Below are 24487 nucleotides of genomic sequence, written 5' to 3' on the forward strand. Positions count from 1 at the left end.
TCCTCGACGATGGCGGGCATACTAGGCCGTCCCGTTCCTCAGGTGTCGCCCGCCCCATGCTTCGCGCCCTTATAGCCCTGACCCTTGCATGCCTGCTCCAACCGGCGTTTGCCGACGAGCGCGCACAAACCCAACAGCAGCTGGATGCCACGCGCCAGGATATCGGCGAGCTTAAAAAGCTCCTCGATAAACTCCAGCAGGAAAAGTCCGGTGTGCAGAAAGACCTGCGCACGACCGAAACCGAAATCGGCAAGCTGGAGAAGCAGGTTCAAGACCTGCAACAAGAATTAAAAAAGAGTGAAGGCGAGCTGCTGCGCCTTGATAGCGAGAAAAAAAAACTCCACAGCGCAAAAATTGAACAGCAACGCCTGATCGCGATTCAGGCCCGTGCCGCTTATCAGGGCGGACGTCAGGAATACCTGAAAATGCTGCTCAACCAACAGAATCCGGAGAAATTCGCCCGGACCCTCACCTATTACGACTACCTGAGCCAGGCCCGCCTGGAGCAGCTCAAGAACTTCAACGAGACCTTGCGTCAACTGGCCAATGTCGAAGCCGATATCAATCTGCAGCAGGCTCAGTTGCTGACGCAAAAAAGCAGCCTCGACAGCCAGCGTGCTGAACTCGACAAAGTGCGTGCGGAGCGCCAGCAAGTGCTGGCCAAGCTCAATAGAGATGTCAAAGAACGCGATCAGAAGTTGCAGGCTCGCCAGCAGGATCAAGCCGACCTGGCTAAAGTCCTCAAAACCATTGAAGAGACCCTCGCCCGTCAGGCCCGCGAAGCCGAAGCCGCGCGACAAAAAGCCCTGATTGCCCGGCAGGAAGCCGAGAAAAAGCGCCAGCGCGAGGCTGAATCGGTTGCCAGCGACGCTCCGCGCCCACCGGTCAAATCAACCCCCGGAGCACTGGTCTCCAGCGGTGGTGCATCTTACGGCGGTGTTTTTTCTCAGGCCCGGGGCAAACTTCCTTGGCCTGTTGATGGTCGATTGCTTGCCCGTTTCGGTGAAAGCCGTGGCGACGATGTGCGTACCAAGTGGGATGGCGTGATGATCAGTGCGCCTTCCGGTAGCCAGGTGCACGCCGTACATGGCGGTCGAGTGGTCTTTGCCGACTGGCTGCGCGGAGCTGGCCAATTGGTGATTCTGGATCACGGTAATGGCTATTTGAGCTTATATGGCCACAATCAAACATTGCTCAAGTCCGCCGGAGACATCGTTAAAGCCGGCGACGTGATTTCCACTGTGGGTAACAGCGGTGGTCAATCCACACCGGCATTGTATTTTGCTATTCGTCAGCAGGGTCGCCCAAGCGATCCTGCACAATGGTGTCGCGCTCAAGGATGAGCCATCACCTTTAATACGTAGGAGTTCGTCCAACATGCCGCATTTGTCCCGCCTCAACTCGCTGGCCCTGACGATCGCCCTGGTGATCGGCGCACCACTGGCGTTTGCTGCCGAGCAAACCACCCAGCCGGCAGCCGCCAATACCAAGGCACCGCTGCCGCTGGATGAGCTGCGCACATTTGCCGAGGTCATGGACCGGATCAAGGCCGCGTATGTTGAACCCGTGAACGACAAGACCCTGCTGGAGAATGCCATCAAAGGCATGCTCAGCAACCTCGACCCGCATTCTGCGTACCTGGGCCCCGAAGACTTCGCCGAGCTGCAGGAAAGCACCAGCGGCGAGTTTGGCGGGCTGGGCATCGAAGTCGGCACCGAAGACGGCAATATCAAAATCGTCTCGCCGATTGACGACACCCCGGCCAGCAAAGCCGGTATTCAGGCTGGCGACTTTATCGTCAAGATCAATGGCCAGCCCACGCGCGGCCTGAGCATGACGGAAGCCGTAGACCTGATGCGTGGCAAGATCGGCCAGAAAATCACCCTGACCCTAGTACGCAACGGCGGCACGCCGTTCGACGTGACGCTGACCCGCGCCAATATCCAGGTCAAAAGCGTCAAGGCCCAGCTGCTTGAAGACGGCTACGGCTACATCCGTATCACTCAGTTCCAGGTCAAGACCGGCGAAGAAGTCGCTGCGGCCCTGGCCAAACTGCGCCGCGAGAACAGCAACAAGAAACTCAAGGGCGTCATCCTCGACTTGCGCAACAACCCGGGGGCGTGCTGCAGTCGGCCGTTGAAGTGGTTGATCACTTCATCAGCAAAGGCCTGATTGTTTATACCAAAGGCCGCATCGCCAACTCCGAGCTGCGCTTCTCGGCCACCGGGCGGGACCTCAGCGATAACGTACCGCTGGTGGTGCTGATCAACGGCGGCAGTGCCTCGGCATCGGAAATCGTTGCCGGCGCCCTGCAGGATCACAAGCGTGGCGTGGTAATGGGCACCACCAGCTTCGGCAAAGGCTCTGTGCAAACCGTATTGCCCCTGAACAATGAACGCGCCCTGAAAATCACCACCGCGCTGTACTTCACCCCGAACGGCCGCTCGATCCAGGCCCAGGGCATCGTGCCGGACATCGAAGTCAGCCGCGCCAAGATTACTCGCGAGCAAGACACCGAGTACTACAAAGAGGCTGACCTTCAAGGTCACCTTGGCAATGGCAACGGCGGCGCAGACAAACCCTCGGGCTCAGGCCCCAAGGCCAAATCCATGCCGCAGGACGATGACTTCCAGCTGAGCCAGGCATTGAGCCTGCTCAAGGGCTTGAGCATCACGCGCGGCAACTGAGGTGCGCTTCTCTCTCGCCCTTGCCCTGTTTTGCTGCCTGACCGGTGCCGCCCATGCGGCGCCGACCTCTCATGACGCAGCACCGCACAAGGCTTATCTGAGCCTGATCATTGATGACCTGGGGCAAAACCTGCCCCGTGATCGCCGTGTTCTGGCCCTGCCCGGCCCCGTCACCGCTGCCGTCATGCCCGACACCCCGCACGCTGCCGAATTTGCCCGCGAAGCCCACAAGGCCGGCAAAATTGTCATCTTGCACATGCCTATGGACCCGGCTACGGGCCCTTTTGCCTGGCACCCCGACCTGCCTGTCGACGAACTTGAAAAACGCCTCAACGCCGCCTTCAAGGCCGTGCCCTACACCAGCGGTATCAACAACCATATGGGCAGCCGCATGACCTCACAGCCACAGGCGATGGCCTGGCTGATGGCCGACTTGCAGCGCCGGCACAAGCTCTTTGTCGACAGCCGAACCAGCGCGCAAACCGTTGCCGCGGCCCAGGCACAGAAAATCGGACTGGCCAGCGTTTCACGGGATGTGTTTCTGGACGATGTGCGCACTGAGCAGGCGATCACCACGCAGCTCGACACCGCGATCAAGCTGGCGCACAAACAGGGGTCAGCCGTGATGATCGGTCACCCCTACCCGCAAACCCTTGCCGTGCTAGAGCGCGAACTGCCCAAGCTCAAGGCCCGGGGCATCGAGTTGATTGATATCAAACAGATGATCGGCCTGCGCGGCAACAAGGCCATGGCCGGGCATGGCAAAGACGGGGTTTACCGCTAACCGCGGATCAACCCGGGGCCGGTAAACTCTTGGCGCGAACCTTCTCCACAACCGCCTCTTTGCGCAACTGATCCAGGGGGCGGGCGATGGAGCTGTCGGCACGCACCAGCAACACCCAGTCATCCGGACCGGGAAGACGTTAAAAATACATAACTACCCCAACCAGAATTCCGAACCTGTTTTATTAGGCCTATGCGTCCTGACCAGGACATTTAGCACGCCAAAACAAGGTTCACCCATGAACAATAAATTACAGCACTTGCTCTTGATGACGCTTGTCAGCGTTTCCCTGACGGCAACAGGCGCACCGCCTGAACGACCGGAGAACACCCTCCCCGTGGGCATCGTCAAACTCTCGGATCACCCCGAGAACCGATCCCGCACCTGGACGGGAATTGGCCGGCTGCGGGGAGAAAACACGGCCTTTTGTACTGCCAGCCTGATTGATACGCGTAATGCACCCCTGGCGACAGCCACAACCCCTGCTTACGTCATCACCAGCCATCGCTGCCTGAACACCAGGAACTTTGGTGAATACACTTACGCCGGCGGCACCCGGCACAATACGTCCATGCAGGGCACGCTCTTCTTCAATAACTTTGACAATACCCTGGGGGACGTAAAAAGTTACGCGTTCAAACGCGTAGCCTGGCAAAGCGATGGCGGGTTGAATCTGGCGATCATCGAACTGGACACCACGTTGTCGGAGCTGATGGCCAAAGGCATTCAGCCACTGAAAATTGCCCAGCGCACACCACCTGCGGGTACAGAGATCCTGACCCTTGGCATCCCGGAGTTCAGTAACCTGCATGCCATGCACTGCACGCAACTGGCGCCCGTCGATGTCGCCAGCTACCCCTGGGTCGGCGCCAAAGTACTGGGCAATCAATGTGCCGATCTAACCCATGGCGGCCTCGGCGGCCCGGTCCTGAGCAAGTTCAGCAATGAGCTGATCAGCCTGGTGGTCGCGAACAACCACGGCGCCAACCCCGATAACAAATGTCTGGCCAATGCCCCCTGCGAACTCAGGGCCAATACCGCGCACTGGCGCCCGGACACCCATTACACCCAGCCGGTGTCTTTTCTCAACCAATGCTTCGTGGAGGGCAAGCTGGCGGCCAACACTCCCGCGTGCGACCTGTACAAGCTGACCTCTGTCGCCGTCGAACCGGCCCGACAGCCGCCCGCGCGAGTCTTTGAAAAGGGCCTGACCGAAAAAGAAGCAGGGCCCGACACCTTTGACGTTGGCGTAACGGTCGACTCCCCCCTGTATCGCTATAAATACACCCACGATGCCAAGGCATGCCGCGACGGCAGTCATTACAGCCAGGCCATGAGCGCCAAAGACGCCACCATCAACTTCACGCTGAATAATCAGGTGGGGCTGCACATGCTGTGCATCGTAGGGGTCGAATCCCACGAAGACCGTTTAACCAGTGCACAGTTTGACGCTGCGAAAATAATCACTGTCGAGCGTATTGAAATACAGCCGCAAGTACCGTCATTGCAAATCGATCGCTATCGACACTACCGCGAACAATACGTCGCACACTGGAATCACAACATACCGTTGCTCGACCACTACAAAATAAAGTTTGGACCGTATGAATCAACAGACTGCAAAACGCCCGAAGGCTATGCCGAATTGCTCGACTATGAAGAGCGGCCACGCGATAGCGGCCCTTGGGAAAGTATTTATCCACATAAAGACCACCCGACAGATGCCTCGCTTATTTTGATCAAACAAACCAAAGAACAACTGATTGATGGTTACTACAGCAAGATCATAAGCTCGGGAGAAAACGCCCTGACGCTGTGCACCGTCTCTTACAACCTGAAAAAAGAACCTTCGCAACCCCGCATGGATATTCTGAGGCCGCTGTGACGCCACTGCAGTGAAGTGCCTGCGAACAGGCACTGACACGCAACAGCCGGGGGTCTAGCGCACCACGATTCCACGCTCGGCCATATAGGCCTTGGCTTCAGGAACGGTGTATTCCCCAAAGTGGAAAATACTCGCGGCCAGTACTGCGCTGGCGTGGCCTTCGAGAATGCCGTCAGCCAGATGCTGCAAGTTACCGACACCACCAGAAGCGATCACCGGAATGCCCAGTGCATCGCTGATGGCGCGGGTCACACCCAGGTCGAAACCGTTCTTCATGCCGTCCTGATCCATGCTGGTCAGCAAGATCTCGCCGGCACCCAGTCCTTCCATTTTCATGGCCCATTCAACAGCATCGAGTCCGGTTGGCTTACGCCCGCCGTGGGTGAAGATTTCCCAGCGCGGAGTTTCACCCGGCAACGAAACCTTTTTTGCATCAATCGCGACCACGATGCACTGCGAACCAAAGTGCTGCGCTGCTTCCCCCACGAACTCCGGGTTAAACACCGCTGCCGTATTGATCGAGACTTTATCCGCACCCGCATTGAGCAGGTTGCGGATGTCCTGGATGCAGCGCACGCCACCGCCCACGGTCAGCGGGATAAACACCTGGCTGGCCATGCGTTCGACGGTATGCAACGTGGTGTCACGACCGTCGACGCTGGCGGTGATGTCGAGAAAGGTAATCTCGTCAGCCCCTTGCTCGTCGTAACGGCGGGCGATTTCAACCGGATCGCCAGCATCGCGAATATTCTCGAACTTGACGCCCTTCACAACCCGGCCGTTATCCACGTCCAGGCAAGGGATGATGCGTTTGGCCAGCGCCATGCCGTTCTCCTCAGGCCTTGTAGCTGTCGCAGAAGGCTTGCGCCTCAGCCACATCCAGCGTGCCTTCGTAAATCGCACGACCGGTGATCGCACCGATGATGCCAGGTGCCTTGGCGTCCATCAGGGTCTTGATATCGCCCAGGTTGTGGATACCGCCCGAAGCGATCACGGGAATGGTCGTTGCAGCAGCCAGCGCAGCAGTAAAGCTCACGTTGCAGCCCTGCATCATGCCGTCTTTGGCAATGTCGGTATAAACGATGGCCGACACGCCGTCGGCTTCGAAACGCTTGGCCAGGTCGATGACCTGCACGGTGCTGACTTCAGCCCAGCCGTCGGTGGCAACGAAACCGTCCTTGGCGTCCAGACCTACAATGACCTTGCCCGGGAATGCGCGGCAAGCCTCGGCAACGAACTCAGGGTTCTTGACCGCCTTGGTGCCCAGAATCACGTAGCTCACGCCCGCCTTGACGTAGTACTCGATGGTTTCCAGCGAGCGGATCCCGCCGCCGATCTGAATCGGCAGATGCGGATAACGCTTGGCAATGGCCGTGACCACATCACCATTGACCGGCTGGCCTTCAAAGGCGCCGTTGAGGTCAACCAGGTGCAGACGACGGCAACCGCCCTCTACCCATTTGGCAGCCATGCTCACCGGGTCATCGGAGAACACTGTGGAGTCTTCCATACGGCCCTGGCGCAGACGTACACAGGCACCGTCTTTAAGATCGATAGCGGGGATAATCAGCATCTGGCAAACCTTAAAATTCGGGAGTCAATGACTCGGAAATCAGTTCTTTTCGAGTGCCCACAGGTCGCTTTCGATGCTCTCGAACCTCTCCTTGAGGTGCGTTTGAACATCGAAAATCGCGCGATTGTAGTAATGCGGCGCGATTTCACGGGTGAACAGCTCAAGGATTTCAGCCGCTTCGAACGAACCCAGATCCAGCTCGAAGCGATCTTCCATAAAGCGTTTGATCTTGCTGTTGGCTTCGTTCTCTTGCTCGGGGGTGAGCGTGAGAATAGGCGGCTTTGGCTTGCGCGCAGACATTACCAGCGCCCGTCCCAGGCCACGAAGTTTTCCAGCAGCTGCAAGCCGTGGGTATGGCTCTTTTCCGGGTGGAACTGCACGGCAAAACGCGAGCCTTCAGCCAGCGCGGCAGCGAAGTCGACGCCGTAATGCCCGCCACCCACTACCTGGCGAGGGTTGCCCGCGGCGATGTAGTAACTGTGCACAAAGTAAAACCGTGCCAGATCGGGGATGCTGTGCCACAAAGGGTGATCGACCTTCTGCTGCACTTCGTTCCATCCCATGTGCGGCACCTTCAGGTGCTCGCCGTCTTCGTGCAGGTCTTTGCCGAAGAATTTGACCTGACCCGGGAACAGGCCGATGCAATCAACCCCGCCGTTCTCTTCGCTGGTGTCGAGCAAGGCCTGCATGCCGACACAAATCCCGAGGAACGGACGATCCTGGCTGACTTCACGCACCAGCGAATCGAAGCCCAAGCGACGGATTTCCGCCATGCAATCGCGAATCGCGCCCACACCGGGAAACACCACGCGGTCAGCTTCGCGAATCACGCTGGCATCGCTGGTTATCAGCACACGGCCGGCGCCGACGTGTTCCAGCGCCTTGGCCACCGAGTGCAAGTTACCCATGCCGTAATCGATAACCGCCACTGTCTGCATCAGAGCACGCCCTTGGTCGATGGCATTTGCCCTGCCATGCGCTCATCAAGCGTGATTGCCATGCGCAGTGCGCGGCCAAAAGCCTTGAACACGGTTTCAATCTGGTGGTGGGTGTTGTGCCCGCGCAGGTTGTCGATGTGCAAAGTCACGTTGGCGTGGTTCACAAAGCCCTGAAAGAACTCCTGGAACAGGTCAACGTCAAAGCCGCCCACGGTGGCGCGGGTGAAGGGCACGTGCATCTCCAGGCCGGGGCGGCCCGAAAAATCGATGACGACGCGCGACAGCGCTTCGTCCAGCGGCACATAGGCGTGACCGTAACGGGTCATGCCTTTTTTGTCGCCAACGGCCTGATTGAAGGCTTTGCCCAGAGTGATGCCCACATCCTCGACCGTATGGTGATCGTCGATATGCAGGTCGCCTTTGCACTCGATGTCCAGGTCGATCAGCCCGTGTCGGGCGATCTGGTCGAGCATGTGCTCAAGAAAAGGAACACCGATATCAAATCGGGCCTTACCGGTCCCATCCAAGTTGATCGAGGCTTTAATCTGGGTTTCCAGAGTATCGCGCTCGACTGACGCCTTACGTTCGGCCATCACCAGCTCCGCAAAATCATTGGGCGAAAAAGGTGGCCATTATAGGCACGGGTCTGACAAACAGAAACATTAAGGGTGAGACGGCTGACGTATAACCCGTAGCAGCTACCGAAGAGGCGAGTCTGCGCTCCTCGGCAACGGCTAAAAATACGCGCTACGCCTTAATGAAAGAGCACTGCCGTCATTTGCACGGTCACCCAAATCCCCCACAGCAACGGAATGCCGACCACCAGCCAGGCCGCGACGGTCAACGGCAAGCTGCCCGGCGAGGCTTTCCATTCCAGCGACGTATTGGCATCAGCGCCCTTGTCGTGGCCCAGAGCTTGCTCGGCGGCCAGCTGTGCGTCGGTCATGAAGTATTTGTCGGCCACCGGACGCACCAGCAAATTGCAGATAAAGCCCAGCACCAGCAGGCCCGCGAGGATATACAGGGTGATGTCGTAAGCCGCCGCACGCTCTACCCCAATACTCAACTGGTATTCGCGCAGGTAGTTGACCAGGACCGGCCCCAGTACGCCAGCCGCGGCCCAGGCAGTCAGCAGGCGACCGTGAATCGCGCCGACCATCTGCGTCCCGAACAGGTCTGCCAGATAGGCCGGTACCGTGGCAAAGCCACCACCATACATCGACAGGATGATGCAGAACGCCGCCACGAACAGCGAGATGTTGCCTAGGTGGCCCAGGTTCGGCACCAGCGCATACAGGGCGAACCCCAGCGCAAAGAATACGAAGTAGGTGTTTTTACGGCCCAGGTAGTCCGAGAACGAGGCCCAGAAGAACCGTCCGCCAATATTGAACAGGCTCAGCAAACCGGTGAAGCCCGCCGCAATGGCCGCGATTTGCGCCAATTGCGCAGCATCCAGTTGGCCAAAGGTCAGATCGTTGCCCAGCAACTTGCCAGCAAACACCTCCTGCAACAAGGGCGAAGCCATGCCCAGAATGCCGATACCGGCCGAGACGTTAAGGCACAACACCAACCACACCAGCGCAAACTGCGGCGTTTTCCAGGCCACGCTCACGTGGACATGACGCTGAGTAATCATCGCATTGGCGGTTTTTTTCACCGGCGGTGTCCAGCCTTCAGGCTTCCAGCCGGTGGGTGGCACGCGGTACGACAATGCGCCTCCCACCATAAAGACAAAATAAATCGCCGCCATCACCAAAAAGCTCTGCCACACGCCGACACCATCCGGCCCGGCAAAGTGCCCCATCAAGGCCGCAGCCAGAGGCGCACCGACCATTGCTCCGCCACCGAAACCCATGATTGCCATGCCCGTGGCCATGCCCCGCTTGTCCGGGAACCACTTGATCAGGGTCGACACAGGCGAGATGTAGCCCAACCCCAAGCCAATGCCCCCAATCACCCCTGATCCCAGCCACATCAGCCAGATCTGGTGGGTGTAGATACCCAGTGCCGAAATCAGCAAACCGCCACACCAGCACAGCGCCGACACCAGGCCCGCCTTGCGCGGCCCAGCGTGTTCAAGCCAGCCACCCCACACCGCTGCCGAGCAACCGAGGAAGATGAAGAACAAGGTGTAGATCCAGCCAAGCATCGAGATCGGCCAGTCGCATTGCGATGAAAACACCTGCGTGATAAAGCTCATGTCAGGTGCGCACGCCACCGGCGCCGTCACACCCAAAGCCTTGGACAAGGGCAGCCAAAACACCGAGAAGCCATAGGCCATGCCAATGCACAGGTGAATCGCCAGTGCGGCTGGCGGAACCAGCCAGCGGTTGAAGCCGGGCCTGGCGATGATGCGCTCCTTGGACAGGAACGCAGACGGCGAGGCAGGGATGCCCGCAGCGGTACTGGTACTCATTGTTATGTCCCCCATGAATGAAAAGATTCTCCAGGCACGCTCAACCCTCGACTTTGGCGCCTTGAAAGGACGCAGCCGTTTTATTGGATCAAGTCCAAGGCGCGACAATGCGCCGCAGGTGGCCGGGAAAACAGGCGGAGATTACCATCTGAAAGTAGGAGTGATACCAAACTGACGTGGTCTTTTACGACGAATGTGTCTCAACCTGGCACTGCCACGAACACATCGCTCAACCAGGGAAGTCACCCTGCCCCTTGAATTCCGGGCCTTTCGAACTGTCCCGGCCATGATGCTCCGGGCCGACATCCGCAGCGTTGAGCCTCGGAGGATCCAACCCCAGTCGGGCACCTCGTGGCGCTATACTCTGCGGCTAAATTTAAAACTCTTTACACACAGACCTACAAGGATCCGCCCATGAAAGCGTTCGGCAAAATCCTGGGTCTGGTGCTTCTCGGATTGTTGCTGATCATCGTGGCGCTGGGCTTTGCCCTCAGCCACCTGTTTGATCCCAACGACTATAAAGACGAGATCCGCCAGATAGCCCGTGACAAAGCCCACATTGAACTGACCCTCAATGGCGACATCGGCTGGAGCCTCTTCCCCTGGCTCGGCCTGGAACTGCACGATGCCAGCGTCGCGACCCTGACAGCACCGACCCAACCGTTTGCAGACCTGCAAATGCTCGGCCTCTCTGTGCGCGTCCTGCCGCTCCTGCGCAAAGAAGTGCAAATGAGCGACGTGCGGGTCGAAGGCCTGAACCTGCGCCTGACCCGCGACAAAAGCGGTCACGGCAATTGGCAGGACATCGGCAAGCCGGCACCGGCGATTGCCGGCAACGAGGCTACAGCCGCCACCGGTTCTGAGCCCGCCGCTCCCGCCAAACCTGACAGCATCAGCCAGCCACTCAAGCTCGATATCGACAGCCTGACCGTCAACAACGCACGGGTTGAATACAACGATGAGCAAAGCGGCCAGCAATTCAGTGCCGAGAGTATTCAAATGAGCACCGGCGCGGTGCATGAAGGCATCAGCATCCCGGTCAAGCTGACCGCATTTCTGGGCACCAACAAACCCGTGATGCGGGTTAAAACCGAAGTCGACGGCAAGCTGCGCTTTGATCGCATTCTCAAGCGCTATCAGTTCGAAGACCTGAAGATCGTCGGTGAAGCGTCTGGCGAACCTCTGCAAGGCAAAACCATGACTTATGCCGCACAAGGGCAGATTCTGGTTGATATGGCAGCGAACGTCGCCGAATGGAGCGGCCTGAAGCTTTCCGCCAACCAGTTGCGCGCCCTGGGTGAACTCAAAGCCAATAACCTCGATAAAACCCCGCAAATCACCGGCGGGCTGTCGATTGCCCAGTTTGATCTGGCCAAGTTCCTCGACAGCATCGGCCACACCCTGCCAACGATGGCGCCGGGTAGCCTGAGCAAAGTCGAAATGGTCAGCCGCCTGTCCGGTACACCCACCAGCCTGGCTTTTGACGAGCTCAACCTGAAAGTCGATGACAGCACCTTCACCGGCCGTATCGCCGTAGAAGACTTCGCCAAACAAGCCTTGCGTATCCAGCTCAAAGGCGACACGTTCGACGCAGATCGTTACTTGCCGCCCAAATCGGCAGAGGCCACCGGCGCCACGGCTGCACGCCAGGCCGAAGTGCAAGGCAGCGAAGCCGGTGCACTGGCTTCATCGGGCGACACCCCGCTGCCGGATGCGCCGACCAAAAGCGGCTGGAGCACCAGCAAGATCATTCCTGTGACTCGCCTCAAGGCGCTGGACCTGGTTGCCGATATCCGTTTTGACCAACTGACCCTGAGCAAATTGCCGATTCAAAACGCCGGGCTCAAGGCCAATAGCAAAGCCGGGCTGCTCACCCTCGAAAACCTGAGCGGCACGCTTTACAAAGGTAGCTTCGCCGCCAATGGCAGTCTGGACGTGCGGCCGATCCTGCCGCTGGCCAAGCTGCAGACCCGCATCAACAATGTGCCGGTTGAAAAAATCCTGCAGAGCCAGGGTAAAAAACCACCGGTGACCGGCCTGCTGACCCTCAACAGCAACATCACGGGCAGCGGCGACAGTCAGAGCGCACTGATCCAAAGCCTCAACGGCACCGCCAGCTTTGTGCTCAATGACGGCGTATTGCTCAATGCCAACCTCGAACAGCAACTGTGTCGCGGCATTTCCATCCTCAACCGCAAGACCCTGAGCGGCGAGCCCCGCGGCAAAGACACGCCGTTCAATGAACTAAAAGGCAGCCTGGTCTTGCGTAACGGCGTGGCGAGCAACCCGGACCTGGTGGTCCGCATTCCCGGCCTGAGCGTAAAAGGCGATGGCGATATCGACCTGCGTGTTTTGGGCATGGATTACCGCATCGGCATCACCGTAGAAGGCGACCAGCGCGCCATGCCTGATCCGGCCTGCCAGGTCGGCAAGAACTTCGTCGGCGTTGCACTGCCTTTGCGTTGCCGCGGCCCTCTGGAGCTGGGAGCCAAGGCCTGCCGTCTGGACAAGGACGGCCTGGGCAAGGTGGCAGCCAAAGTAACAGGCAACAAAATCAGCGAAAAAATTGAAGAAAAACTGGGGGACAAAGTCAGCCCCGAGCTGAAAGACGCCCTCAGGGGGTTGTTCAAGCGATGAGAGATGAGCAGTTTTCAACGGCGGTCCTCGATTGGTATGACCGCCACGGCCGCCACGACCTGCCCTGGCAACAGGGCATCACCCCGTATCGGGTGTGGGTCTCGGAAATCATGCTGCAGCAAACCCAGGTCAGCACTGTGCTGAACTACTTCGACCGATTCATGGCCTCGCTGCCTACGGTTGAAGCGCTGGCCGCCGCCCCGGAAGACGAAGTGCTGCACCTGTGGTCCGGCCTCGGTTACTACACCCGTGCCCGCAACTTGCAGAAAACCGCCAAAATCGTGGTTGCCGACTATGCGGGCGAGTTCCCGCAGGATGTCGAAAAGCTGGTCGAGCTGCCCGGTATCGGCCTGTCCACCGCAGGCGCGATCGCCAGCCTGAGCATGGGCCTGCGTGCGCCGATCCTCGATGGCAACGTCAAACGGGTGCTGGCGCGCTACACAGCGCAAGAGGGTTACCCGGGTGAGCCCAAGGTCGCCAAACAGCTATGGGCCACCGCCGAGCGCTTTACGCCTCATGACCGGGTCAACGCCTACACCCAGGCGATGATGGACATGGGCGCCACGCTCTGTACCCGCAGCAAACCCAGCTGCCTGCTGTGCCCGCTTGAAACCGGCTGTGAGGCCCACCTGCTGGGCCTTGAGACCCGTTACCCGATTCCCAAGCCACGCAAAACCATTCCGCAAAAACGCACACTGATGCCCATGCTGGCCAATGCCGAAGGCGCGATCCTGCTTTACCGTCGCCCTTCGACCGGTCTGTGGGGCGGCCTGTGGAGCCTGCCCGAGCTGGAAGACCTCAATGATCTCGAGCATCTGGCACTGCAACACTCGCTGACCCTGGGCACGCAACACGAGCTGCCTGGCCTGACCCACACCTTTAGCCATTTTCAACTGGCCATCGAACCGTGGCTGGTCCACGTCGAGGAGTCCGGCCATCACGTGGCCGAGGCCGACTGGCTCTGGTATAACCTCGCCACCCCGCCGCGCCTGGGCCTGGCGGCCCCGGTCAAGAAGCTGCTCAAACGAGCAGCCGACCTATTGAACGCTGGAGAGTTGTCATGACCCGCACCATCATCTGCCGCAAGTACAACGAAGAACTGCCCGCGCTTGAGCGCCCTCCGTTTCCTGGCGCCAAGGGTCAGGACATTTTTGACCATGTCTCGGCCAAGGCCTGGGCTGACTGGCAAAAACACCAAACCCTGCTGATCAACGAAAAACGTTTGAACATGATGAACGCCGAAGACCGCAAATATTTGCAGGACGAAATGGACAAGTTCTTCAGCGGCGAAGAATACGCCCAAGCCGAAGGCTATGTTCCACCAACGGAATAATCCCGGTTTTAAAGGGTTTGGCCCGTAAGCGACGGTAATAATTAAATATTTTTCAAAAAAGTGTTTGACGGGTCATCGAAAAAGGCTTCTAATGCGCCCCGTTGCCCAGATAGCTCAGTCGGTAGAGCAGGGGATTGAAAATCCCCGTGTCGGCGGTTCGATTCCGTCTCTGGGCACCACATTCAGTTTTGATGTGGTGTTCGCACCACCTCAAAGCAAACAAAAAACCCGCCCAGTGCGGGTTTTTTGTTGGGCGCGATTTATACCCGCAGCGCCACCTCTCTTGGCGATTGCAAAGAGATGGGGTTCAATCCTCTCTTCAGCCTGCAAAGGACACACATCGCATGTCATCGCCCAAAAAACAGCAAAAGAACGCGCAGCGAGCCAAATCCAAAGCCAAGCAGAATCGCACAGGCAAACCGGCCAAACCTTCGGCGGGCTCCCTGATTGATAATCCGTTCGATGACGTGAAGATCGACCTCAGCACGTTCGACTTTCAGGACATCCTCGAAAACGGTTTTGACCCGGCCGATTACGACGACCTGTTCCAGGCGATGAAAGCCGCTGAAGCCAAAAATCAACTGACGATGTGCATGGTGTTCTTGCAATACCCGGTGCTGGAGCTGGTGATTTCGGAAGAGGAAGAAGAGCCGGCCACGGATTTCCTGATGGGCCTGTTGATCGAATACCGTATCGCCGTGCATGGCGATGACGAAGACAGTGCTGTGGCCTGGATCGAAACCCCGGCCTTCCAGAAAGACTACGTTGAAGCGTCGCGCTTGCTGCTAGAACGCAACGCCCGGAACACCCTCTGACCGCAACCCTGCCACACACCGTTAGCCGGGCGTTTACCGAGTCCGCGGCTGACGGCTATCGGCTGGGCGGCTTTGAATGGCGCCACCCTGCGCCAGACGCCACGCGCGCAGTGGTCATCATCAACGCCGCCACCTCGGTACGATGTGGCTACTACGCACGATTTGCCGATTACCTGTTCAGTCATGGCCTAGACGTGATGCTGTTCGACTATCGCGGTATCGGTGCCTCACGCCACGGATCGCTGCGCGGCTTCGAGGCGTCGTGGTCGGATTGGGGATCACTGGACTTTGAAGCCCTCCTGAAGCGCGCACAGCGCGAATTCCCCGGCCAGCCGACCGATGTCGTCGGTCACAGCTTCGGCGGCTGTGCAGCGGGGTTGGCGGCTTCCGGACAGGCTATTCGCCATCTGGTGACCGTGGGCGCGCAGTTTGCCCACTGGCGCGACTATGCTCCCGACCAACGCTGGCAGATGCTCGCCAAGTGGCACGCCTTCATGCCGCTGCTCACGCGCCTGTGCGGCTATTTCCCGGGCAAACGCCTGGGCTGGCTCGAAGACACTCCGACCGGCGTGGTCAAAGACTGGAGCGCCTTCAGCACACACTACGAAAGACTCCCCAGCGCCCGCCATCACACCTCCCTGCCCTTTACGTCCGTGAATGCTAAAACCCTCGCCATCAGCCTGAGCGACGATCCTTTCGGCACGGTGGCAGCCATCGAGCGCCTTCTAAGTTATTTCAGCGCCAGCGCTCGCACACATCTACGGATAAAACCCGCAGACATCGGCGAAACATCCGTTGGTCATTTCGCGTTTTTCCATAGCCGTTTTCAGAAGAGCCTATGGCCGATTGCGCTGGAGTGGTTGTTGAACGGTGATCTGATGCCCCGCGCACCGGGGCAGGTCATCAGCAACGTCCTGTAACCGTCGCCGGCAGCCATGATTGGGTCCGCTGTGGAACACAAACGAAGGTCTTGCAGCCCTTATCGCAGCCTGCGGTGGCCACAGGATTTGAGTTGCCAGGGTGCGTTGAACATCAGCCTTCCCGGCCCGTGGAGCAGCCTTGAGGCTTGTTCACCCGAACGGTCGAGGGCGGATTGTCGGCCAGCTTGTTGCCTGGCCTGCGCGGCCGCACCATCAGCTCTCCTCCGCAGTTAGGGCACAAACCACCCAGTTTCTGCTCCGAGCACGACGCGCAAAAAGTGCACTCGAATGAGCAAATCCGCGCCAGAGGCGATTCCGGCGGCAAGTCACAATCGCAGCATTCACAATTGGGGCGTAATTCGAGCATCGCGGCACCTTTTGAAAAATCGGGACAAGCACAGGGTAGATAGCCTGTGCCGGAAATGAAGCGAAGCAGGCTGTTTATTTGTAGCCGAACCCAGCAGCGTTGTTGCACTTTCTGTGCCGGGGGCGCAGGTGAGCGGGGTCATTGGTTGCTAAAGCGCAGCAATGTATTCCGGCCTTGATCGTTATTGGCCAGCTCTTACAAGCCCAGATCAATATGCACCGATTTACATAGCTGTGATCTTTCTTGAAGACAGCCACTTTACTGGTATCAGAGCTGAGATTTCCCACGCCAATACCAGCCCAGCCAGTGCCTTCTTGCTGACATCCTCGGTGACCTTCCCAACCTTAAACAGAAGGCACCATGACCCGGCCAACCCTCCAGGACTCCTCTCTTTCACCACTGTTGAGCACCCTGAGCGAACTGATCCGCCAGGCCCGGCACAAAGCCCTGCGCGCTGTCGATACGCTGCAGGTACAAACCTGCTGGAACATGGGGCGACACATCATCGAGTACGAGCAGGCAGGTGCCGCACGGGCCGCCTATGGCAAGCAGTTGCTCCCGACCCTGGCCAAAGCACTGACGGCAGAGTTCGGTAAGGGCTTTGATGAGCGCAACCTGCGGCACATGCGTAGCTTTTATCAAACCTTCCCGATTTGGAACGCAGTGCGTACCGAATTGAGCTGGACCCATTACCGTACGTTGCTGCGAGTCGACAACCCTCAAGCACGCCAGTGGTATATGGATGAGTGCGCGACACTCAATTGGTCAACACGGGCGCTGGAACGGCAAATCGGCACGCTGTATTACGAACGTCTTCTGGTCAGTCAGGACCGCCCGGCGATCAAGCAGGAGGCGAGTGTCAATCTGGAGCCGCTGAACAGAAGTCCACGTGAGTTCGTACGTGACCCGGTGCTGCTGGAGTTCCTGGGCATGCCCACGGTAGCCGGGCTGTTCGAGACGGGACTGGAACAAGCGCTGATCGACCACTTGCAAGGGTTCTTGCTGGAGCTGGGCAAAGGCTTTGCGTTCGTTGCCCGTCAGCAACGCATCAGCACAGAAAGCAAAGACTTCTACGTTGATCTGGTGTTCTACAACTACCTGCTCAAGTGCTTTGTGATTTTCGACCTGAAGCGCGGCGAGCTGACCCATCAGGACATTGGCCAAATGGACATGTACGTGCGTCTCTACGACGTTCTCAAACGCGGCCCCGAAGACAGCCCCACCGTCGGCATCATCCTGTGCGCACAAAAGGATGCCTCGGTGGTGCGCTATTCAGTGCTGCACGGCAATGAGCAATTGTTCGCCAGCAAGTACACCCTCGTTCTGCCCACCGAGGATGAGCTGCGCGCCGAGCTCGACCGCGAGCAGGCGCTGGTCGAAGCCCGCATTCGCTGACTGTCCCGGGCCGGGCTTGCCTCGCAAGGTCGCCCGGCCCGGCAGTGCGGCGCCTTAGCTGAAAGCGTTGATAAACCAGGTGATCAACGGGATTGCCACGATGTCGATCAGTACGGCACCGCACAACGGCACGATGATGAACGCTTTGTACGAGAAGACTTTGTAGTGATCGCAGATGGCGCCCATGTTGGCCACGGCATTCGGGGTTGCACCCAGCCCGTGCCCCATGAACCCTGCACACAGTACCGCGGCATCGTAGTTGCGGCCGAAGGCGCGGAACAGCACGAAAATACACAGCAGGATCATGATCACCACTTGCACCACCAAAATCACCAGCAGCGGCAACCCGAGCTTTTCCAGTTCCCAGAATTTCAGGCTCATCATGGCCATGGTCAGGAACATGCCCAGACTTACATCACCAATCGTGCTGACGGCATGGTCCGGAACGTCGAGCACCTGCGTCCGGTCGTTGAGGTTGCGCAAGATAATCGCCACGAACATCGCACCTACATAGCTGGGCAGCACAATGCCCAAATGCTGTTGCAGGCTGCCACCAAGCCAGAAGCCCAGCACCATGATCACCACGATGCAGGTCAGCAGACGCAGCAGCGTCGGTGCATCCAGGGCGGTGGGCGTGGTCTGCTCTGTGTGCTCAAAGGCTTTCAGGCTGCCGGCATCATCGGCCTGAACCTTGAGTTTGTTGCGCTCGATCAACCAGCGGGCCAAAGGGCTGCCCAGCAGACCGCCCGCAACCATCCCGAACGTGGCCGAGGCCAGTGCGGCGGTGGTTGCTCCTACCGCCCCCAGGTTTTCAGCGATGGGACCAAACGCAGCCGCCGCACCGAAGCCACCTTCAAGCGATACCGCCCCCGCCATGATCCCCAGCAAAGGGTCAATACCCAACATTTTGGCCACGCTGACACCTACTACGTTTTGCAGCAACGCCAGGCCCCAGCAGGCCCCAAGGTAGATAAACAGCAGCTTGCCGCCTTTGCGCAACAGCCCAAGGCTGCCTCCCAGACCCACCGTGGTGAAAAACGCCACCATCAGTGGCACTTGCAGGCTGGTGTCGAGGGTCAGGTTGAGCAGTTGCTGATCACGCAGCAACCAGATCAACAGTGCGAATCCGAAACCACCAATCACGGGGGCCGGCACGCAAAGCTGGCGCAACCAGTAGCTGTGTTTTTTTAACTGGGCGCCCAGGCCCAGCAGGAGCAACGCGAGAGCGAGGGTGCTCAGTGCATCCAGTTCGAATGTCAGCATGGCGAATTTCTCTTTTTCTTATGATTCAACAAGCGGTTTCAGGGAGGTCCGGAAAAACTTAATCCATCAGACTGGCAAGCAAGCGCGCGCCAATGCGGGCGGTCCGGTTATCGATATCCAGGCTCGGATTGAGCTCGGCAATGTCTGCCATACGCAATTTGCCGCTGGCCTTGGCGCGGCGCACCAGGTGCTCAACGATCTGCATGTCCACCCCGTGGGCAGACGGCGCACTTACCCCGGGTGCCTGACTGGCGGGCAGAACATCGAGACAAAGCGTCAGGTACAGGTGATCGATGTCACGCAAAAAGGTGTCCAGGTACGCTTCTATCGCGGACATGTTCCAGCTGTTCATGTCCCGATCGAGGCGATAGCTCACGTTCAGTCGCCCGGCCTGCTCGAACAGCGCCTGGGTGTTGTTCAACTGGCTCACACCCAGGCAGCAATAGGCGAACGGCATGTCTGCGCGCTGGCAGTATTCGGCGATCTGACGAAAAGGCGTGCCGGAACTGCTTTGCTCGGCGTGGCGCAAATCAAAGTGCGCATCGAAATTGAGAATACCGATGCGCGGGCGTGGCGTTTGGCGACGCAAGTGGTCAGCCAGACCGCTAAAACTGGCAAATGCGATTTCGTGGCCACCGCCCAGGCCCAGCGGCAAGTGCCCTTGATCAAGCACCTGGCTGACCTGGTGTGCGTAGCGTTGTTGTGCGCCTTCAAGGTCGCTGCCCACGCAAGCCACATCGCCCGCGTCATACAACGCGGTGTGACCGTGCCATGCCAGGTTGGCCAGCGCCTTGCGCAGTGCCGACGGGCCTTGGCGGGCACCGGTGCGGCCCTGGTTGCGTTTAACCCCTTCATCACTGGCCAGGCCGATCAGCACGGTGCCTGCGGGCTGGTCGGCCGCCAAGGGCTTGACCCACTGGTGCCAGCGCAACGCGCCCTGCCCTTCGCCCGCATCGATGCGACCTGTCCAGAGTGACATGTCAGACATTACAGTCATGGTTGAAGCTCCAATCTAATTCAGTCGAGCCGGGCGCTCAGGCGCAGCGCTACGTCCTGTGTCCAGCGGATCAGGCGCTCGCTGCGCTGTTGCGCACGGAAAGCCGGGGCCATGAGGCTGATAGCGCCTTGCAGACGATTACGACTGTCGATCAAGGGTGCGCTGACGCCCCAAATGCCGTCGTCAATCTCGCTCAGGCTCACGGCGTAACCCTGTTGGCGAATTTCGACAAAGCTGCGCTGGTACTGCGCGCACTGTTCGGCTTCGACGCCCTGATCCTTGAGCAAGGACAGGCTCTGAGCCTCATCCATATGCGCCAGCAACACCCGTGCCGATGCACCGACCAGCAACGGCTGAGCCAGACCTTTCTGATAGCAGCAGCGCAAGGGTTGCGGGCTGTCGACCAGCTCGATACAAATTGCCTGGCCATTGCTCGGCACCATCAGCGCCACGCTTTCCTGACTTTGCTCGGCCAGGCGCTTGAGCTCTGGCTTGGCCAGCGTGACCAGTACCGCTTCACGGTCGAATTTTTTCGCCAGCTGCAAACAGGCAGGCCCCGGCAAATAGCGACCTTGGCCGTTCTCTTCAGCGAGGCCCCAACGCAACAGGGTCTTGAGGTGGCGATAGGTGCTGCTGAGCGGCTGTGCCAGTTGCTCAGAGAGCTCTTTCGCAGAGATCGCCTCACCGGATTGTCCGAGGGTGACGAGGATTTGCAGCAAGCGATCAGTTGGCGTGTTGTAGTTCATTATCGGCCCCTAGCTGTTGCCTGCAGGGTGCACGGAGTTTCCCATTAACTGAAATTGGATTCTCACTCACTGAGAATTATTGGCGAAATAGTGATCAGCGGTCGTCGATAACTGGTTTCAAAGGCAAAAAAAACCGCCATCCCTAAGGATGACGGCTCGAGTATGGCCTTAACCGTGTGCGCCTTCCTGGCCTCAGCTAAGTACCGTTGCCCCCAGTTTCTCAATACGTCGACGACGTGCCACCAGCAGACCCGCCGCTACCACCAGTGCGCTCAGCAAGCCGGTGGCCATGATTTCCACTCGGTGCGCTTCCTGGAACAGCATAAGCGTCAAAATGGCCACGATGAACACAATCACCGCCCAGGTCAGGCCCGGGAACAACCACATTTTGAAGGCTATTTTCTCGCCCTGGGCCACACGCTTTTGACGCATGCGCAGTTGCGAGACGGCAATCACCAGGTACACCAGCAGGGCAATGGCGCCGGAACTGGCCAGCAAGAACTGGAACACTGCCGCCGGCGCCACATAGTTGGCGAACACGGCCAAAAAGGCAGCGCCGGTGGACATCATCACCGCCCAGTAAGGCGTGCCGCTGGCGTTGGTGCGCTTGGCGGCCGCCGGTGCGTCACCGCGCTTGCTCAAGGAGAACAGCATCCGCGACGAGGTGTAGAGCGCCGAGTTGAGGCAGCTGGTGACCGCGATCAACACCACGATGTCGACGATCAACTTGGCGTTTGGAATACCCATGCGCTCAAGCACCGTCTGATAAGAACCCACTTGGGTCAGGCTCGGGTCGTTCCATGGCACCAGGGCCACCACCAAGAAGATCGACACCAGGTAGAACAAGCCAATCCGCCAGATCACCGAGTTGGTGGCCTTGGTGATTTGTTTGCTTGGGTCTTTGGACTCCGCCGCCGCGATGGTGACGATTTCAGTGCCCATAAACGAGAACATGGTGGTCAGCATCGCCGCCAGTACCGCGCCCATGCCGTTGGGCATAAAGCCGATGGTATCGACCAGGTGCGACACGCCGCTGACTTCGCTGGTGGGCAGCAGGCCCATCACTGCCAGGACGCCCAGCACGATGAAGCCAATAATCGCCAGCACCTTGACCAGCGCAAACCAGAACTCGAACTCGCCGTAGTTCTTGACGCTGAACAGGTTGGTGGCGGTCAGCAACAAGGTAATGACCAGAGTGAAGACCCAGATCGCCGTACCCGGGAACCAGGCATGCAGGATGCTGGCAGCCGCGACGGCTTCCAGTGGAATGACCAGTACCCAGAACCACCAGTACAGCCAGCCAATGGTGAAGCCGGCCCAGTGGCCGATGGCACGGTCGGCATACGTCGAAAACGAACCGGTGTCTGGTGAAGCAACGGCCATTTCGGCCAGCATGCGCATGACCAGCACCACCAGCGTGCCTGCAGCAGCATAAGCCAGCAGTACAGCGGGGCCCGCTTGCGCAATCGCGTGTCCAGAACCGACGAACAAACCGGCACCGATGACCCCGGCAATCGACAGCATGGTGACATGCCGTGGCTTGAGCCCTTGCTCCAGGCCGTTAGAGGTTTGCGTATTGCTCATTGGGACTACCTTTGCAGTGAAAGCCATTCCGAGCGCCGCCTGATTACCTTCTCGTAAAAAGTAACCAACGGGGCGTTTCGAATTATTTACGCAATAAGTGCGCCAGAAAACTCACGCCCTACGGTTTGCGCGGGCTGCAAAGGACTACTACCCGTTTTGCAAGCCATTGAGTGCCATGGCTTTTTGCCAATCCGTTACCGTAACACTCAGTTACGTGTAGTGCTGCGCACTAAAAATACCCAATTTTGCTCATATGGCGCAAAAGCAGTGCACATCTACAACCTTTAGTAGGTTCGCGCTTCCAACACCGGGCCAAAGCTGGCAACATCGCGACCTTTTTTACGCGACACCTGTCTGGCCAAACGGCAAAACACGGGGTCGGTTGTTGTCGGCGCGACAGTCTGCTGTAACGATGCGACAAACGACCACCCTCCTGCCTTTTGCCCCGTTGAGGCGGCTGGTTGCCATTGCGACCCTATGCTAGCTTGGCCATCGCCAGGAAGGCAGCCCAACAGCAGGATCGCACCGAACACAATGAGGACCGCACATGGCTTTGGCCACGCCCGCGCTTGAAATCCGCAACTTGCACAAACGCTACGGCGAGCTTGAGGTACTTAAAGGTATCTCGCTGACCGCACGCGACGGCGACGTGATCTCGATCCTGGGTTCTTCCGGTTCCGGCAAGTCCACCCTGCTGCGCTGTATCAACCTGCTGGAAAACCCGCACGAGGGCCAGATCCTGGTCGCCGGGGAAGAGCTCAAGCTCAAAAAAGCCAAAAATGGTGAACTGGTCGCTGCCGATGGCAAACAGATCAATCGCATGCGCAGCGAACTGGGGTTCGTGTTTCAAAACTTTAACCTGTGGCCGCACATGACCATCCTCGACAACGTGATCGAGGCGCCGCGTCGGGTACTGGGCCAGAGCAAGGCTGAAGCCATCGTGGTGGCAGAAGCATTGCTGGCCAAGGTTGGTATCGCTGACAAACGTCATGCCTATCCGTCCGAACTGTCCGGCGGACAGCAACAGCGTGCCGCCATTGCCCGTACGCTGGCCATGCAGCCCAAAGTGATTCTGTTCGATGAGCCGACATCAGCACTTGACCCAGAAATGGTTCAAGAAGTACTTAGTGTGATCCGCGCACTCGCCGACGAAGGTCGCACTATGCTGTTGGTCACCCATGAGATGAGCTTTGCTCGTCAAGTGTCCACCGAAGTAGTGTTTTTGCATCAAGGCCTGATCGAAGAGCAAGGGTCGCCTGAACAGGTTTTCGATAACCCGGTTTCGGCGCGCTGCAAACAATTCATGTCCAGCAATCGCTAACGGAGCAACCCGAATGCAGAACTATAAAAAGCTTCTCCTGGCCGCTGCCGCCTCGCTGGTGTTCAGTGCCAACGCCTTGGCTGTTGATAAGTACAAAGTCGGGATTGAAGGCGCTTACCCACCGTTCAATAACAAGAACGCCAGCGGCGAGGTGGTCGGTTTCGACCCGGATATCGCCATGGCCCTGTGCGCCAAAATGAAAGCCGAGTGCGAAATCGTGACCTCGGACTGGGATGGCATCATCCCGGCGCTGAACGCCAAGAAGTACGACTTCATTGTGTCGTCCTTGTCGATCACTGACGAACGCAAGCAAGCCGTCGACTTTACCGACCCGTACTACTCCAACAAGCAGCAGTTCATCGCACCGAAAAACGTCGATTTCAAAACCGACCTCGAGTCGCTCAAAGGCAAGGCCCTGGGCACACAGCGTTCTACCCAGGCCGCAACCTGGCTGGAAGACAACCTGGGCACGGACGCGACCGTCTCCTTGTATGACACCCAGGAAAACGCCTACCTCGATCTGACATCCGGCCGTGTCGATGCACTGCTGGCTGACAAGTACGCCAACTTTGATTGGCTGAAAAGCCCGGCTGGCCAGCCTTACGAATTCAAAGGCGAGCCCGTCAACGAAGATGACAAGGTGGGGATCGCACTGCGTAAAGGCGACAACGAACTGCGCGCCAAGCTGAACCTGGCCCTCAAGCAAATCGTTGAAGACGGCACGTACAAGAAGATCAACGACAAGTATTTCCCGTTCAGCATCTACTGACCTGCCTGACCGGCGCGCCCCAGGGTTGCGCCGGTCCCTAGCAAAGCCTGCCTACCC

At 58.6% G+C, this 24487-nt stretch carries 22 protein-coding genes, 1 tRNA gene and 1 pseudogene; 13 read left to right on the top strand and 11 right to left on the bottom strand.

Annotated elements, in window-relative coordinates:
• The first annotated feature begins 56 nt into the window (after nt 1-56).
• From DQN55_RS21105 to DQN55_RS21120, 4 genes and pseudogenes are all read left to right on the top strand, one after another.
• A complete protein-coding gene (locus tag DQN55_RS21105) occupies nt 57-1343 on the top strand; it encodes a murein hydrolase activator EnvC family protein (RefSeq protein WP_048383967.1) in 1287 nt (428 codons plus the stop codon).
• Between the two features lie 34 nt (nt 1344-1377).
• Nucleotides 1378-2687: pseudogene (locus tag DQN55_RS21110) on the top strand (S41 family peptidase).
• Between the two features lies 1 nt (nt 2688).
• Entirely contained in the window at nt 2689-3471 is a 783-nt protein-coding gene (locus DQN55_RS21115) for a divergent polysaccharide deacetylase family protein (protein ID WP_048383960.1), read from the top strand.
• 238 nt (nt 3472-3709) lie between these two features.
• Nucleotides 3710-5356, top strand: a complete 1647-nt coding sequence (locus tag DQN55_RS21120; protein WP_048383958.1) for a trypsin-like peptidase domain-containing protein — start codon at nt 3710-3712, stop codon at nt 5354-5356.
• 54 nt (nt 5357-5410) lie between these two features.
• Here DQN55_RS21120 and hisF read toward each other — a convergent pair whose 3' ends face one another.
• The 6 genes from hisF to DQN55_RS21150 form a co-directional block, all read right to left on the bottom strand.
• Complete coding sequence (gene hisF, locus DQN55_RS21125; RefSeq protein WP_048383956.1) at nt 5411-6181, bottom strand: imidazole glycerol phosphate synthase subunit HisF; 771 nt, start codon at nt 6179-6181, stop codon at nt 5411-5413.
• A gap of 10 nt (nt 6182-6191) precedes the next feature.
• On the bottom strand, nt 6192-6929 hold the full coding sequence (hisA, locus tag DQN55_RS21130; RefSeq protein ID WP_048383954.1) for a 1-(5-phosphoribosyl)-5-[(5-phosphoribosylamino)methylideneamino]imidazole-4-carboxamide isomerase: 738 nt from the start codon (nt 6927-6929) through the stop codon (nt 6192-6194).
• Nucleotides 6930-6968: 39 nt separating this feature from the next.
• A complete protein-coding gene (locus DQN55_RS21135; protein WP_048383952.1) occupies nt 6969-7229 on the bottom strand; it encodes a DUF2164 domain-containing protein in 261 nt (86 codons plus the stop codon).
• Complete coding sequence (hisH, locus tag DQN55_RS21140) at nt 7229-7867, bottom strand: imidazole glycerol phosphate synthase subunit HisH (protein WP_048383947.1); 639 nt, start codon at nt 7865-7867, stop codon at nt 7229-7231. The genes DQN55_RS21135 and hisH overlap by 1 nt, the downstream gene beginning before the upstream one ends.
• A complete protein-coding gene (hisB, locus tag DQN55_RS21145) occupies nt 7867-8460 on the bottom strand; it encodes an imidazoleglycerol-phosphate dehydratase HisB (RefSeq protein WP_048383945.1) in 594 nt (197 codons plus the stop codon). The genes hisH and hisB overlap by 1 nt, the downstream gene beginning before the upstream one ends.
• A 161-nt stretch (nt 8461-8621) precedes the next feature.
• On the bottom strand, nt 8622-10283 hold the full coding sequence (locus DQN55_RS21150) for an OFA family MFS transporter (protein WP_048383943.1): 1662 nt from the start codon (nt 10281-10283) through the stop codon (nt 8622-8624).
• Nucleotides 10284-10697: 414 nt separating this feature from the next.
• Between DQN55_RS21150 and DQN55_RS21155 the strand changes: the two genes are divergently transcribed.
• The 6 genes from DQN55_RS21155 to DQN55_RS21180 all read left to right on the top strand — a co-directional run bounded on the left by DQN55_RS21155 (nt 10698) and on the right by DQN55_RS21180 (nt 15988).
• Nucleotides 10698-12920, top strand: coding sequence for an AsmA family protein (locus tag DQN55_RS21155; RefSeq protein ID WP_048383941.1), 2223 nt, complete (start codon nt 10698-10700; stop codon nt 12918-12920).
• Entirely contained in the window at nt 12917-13984 is a 1068-nt protein-coding gene (gene mutY, locus DQN55_RS21160) for an A/G-specific adenine glycosylase (protein WP_048383938.1), read from the top strand. The genes DQN55_RS21155 and mutY overlap by 4 nt, the downstream gene beginning before the upstream one ends.
• Complete coding sequence (locus tag DQN55_RS21165) at nt 13981-14253, top strand: oxidative damage protection protein (RefSeq protein WP_048383937.1); 273 nt, start codon at nt 13981-13983, stop codon at nt 14251-14253. Before mutY ends, DQN55_RS21165 begins: the two co-directional genes overlap by 4 nt.
• 103 nt (nt 14254-14356) lie before the next feature.
• Nucleotides 14357-14432: transfer RNA gene (locus DQN55_RS21170), tRNA-Phe, on the top strand.
• 165 nt (nt 14433-14597) lie between these two features.
• Nucleotides 14598-15068 carry a hypothetical protein gene (locus DQN55_RS21175; protein WP_048383936.1) on the top strand — a complete coding sequence of 157 codons (471 nt, stop codon included), beginning with the start codon at nt 14598-14600 and terminating at the stop codon, nt 15066-15068.
• Between the two features lie 8 nt (nt 15069-15076).
• Nucleotides 15077-15988, top strand: coding sequence for an alpha/beta hydrolase family protein (locus DQN55_RS21180; protein WP_074703064.1), 912 nt, complete (start codon nt 15077-15079; stop codon nt 15986-15988).
• A 112-nt stretch (nt 15989-16100) separates the two neighbouring features.
• Here the strand turns inward: DQN55_RS21180 and DQN55_RS21185 are convergent, their stop codons facing one another.
• Nucleotides 16101-16355, bottom strand: a complete 255-nt coding sequence (locus DQN55_RS21185) for a DUF1272 domain-containing protein (RefSeq protein ID WP_074703066.1) — start codon at nt 16353-16355, stop codon at nt 16101-16103.
• Nucleotides 16356-16715: 360 nt separating this feature from the next.
• Between DQN55_RS21185 and DQN55_RS21190 the strand changes: the two genes are divergently transcribed.
• Nucleotides 16716-17750 carry a PDDEXK nuclease domain-containing protein gene (locus DQN55_RS21190; RefSeq protein ID WP_048383931.1) on the top strand — a complete coding sequence of 345 codons (1035 nt, stop codon included), beginning with the start codon at nt 16716-16718 and terminating at the stop codon, nt 17748-17750.
• Between the two features lie 54 nt (nt 17751-17804).
• Here the strand turns inward: DQN55_RS21190 and gltS are convergent, their stop codons facing one another.
• From gltS to gabP, 4 genes are all read right to left on the bottom strand, one after another.
• Nucleotides 17805-19013: a sodium/glutamate symporter gene (gltS, locus tag DQN55_RS21195; RefSeq protein ID WP_048383928.1), complete on the bottom strand. Its 1209-nt coding sequence runs from the start codon at nt 19011-19013 to the stop codon at nt 17805-17807.
• A gap of 58 nt (nt 19014-19071) precedes the next feature.
• A complete protein-coding gene (gene hutG / locus DQN55_RS21200) occupies nt 19072-20010 on the bottom strand; it encodes a formimidoylglutamase (RefSeq protein ID WP_048383926.1) in 939 nt (312 codons plus the stop codon).
• Between the two features lie 20 nt (nt 20011-20030).
• On the bottom strand, nt 20031-20756 hold the full coding sequence (locus DQN55_RS21205) for an IclR family transcriptional regulator (protein ID WP_048383924.1): 726 nt from the start codon (nt 20754-20756) through the stop codon (nt 20031-20033).
• A 192-nt stretch (nt 20757-20948) separates the two neighbouring features.
• A complete protein-coding gene (gene gabP / locus DQN55_RS21210; RefSeq protein ID WP_048383922.1) occupies nt 20949-22340 on the bottom strand; it encodes a GABA permease in 1392 nt (463 codons plus the stop codon).
• A 547-nt stretch (nt 22341-22887) separates the two neighbouring features.
• Between gabP and DQN55_RS21215 the strand changes: the two genes are divergently transcribed.
• Together DQN55_RS21215 and DQN55_RS21220 are read left to right on the top strand one after the other, a co-directional pair.
• Nucleotides 22888-23661: an ABC transporter ATP-binding protein gene (locus tag DQN55_RS21215; RefSeq protein ID WP_048383920.1), complete on the top strand. Its 774-nt coding sequence runs from the start codon at nt 22888-22890 to the stop codon at nt 23659-23661.
• A gap of 13 nt (nt 23662-23674) precedes the next feature.
• Nucleotides 23675-24430, top strand: a complete 756-nt coding sequence (locus DQN55_RS21220; RefSeq protein ID WP_048383918.1) for an ABC transporter substrate-binding protein — start codon at nt 23675-23677, stop codon at nt 24428-24430.
• Nucleotides 24431-24487 lie beyond the last annotated feature (57 nt).

Source organism: Pseudomonas taetrolens (assembly GCF_900475285.1).
GTDB classification, from domain to species: Bacteria; Pseudomonadota; Gammaproteobacteria; order Pseudomonadales; family Pseudomonadaceae; genus Aquipseudomonas; species Aquipseudomonas taetrolens.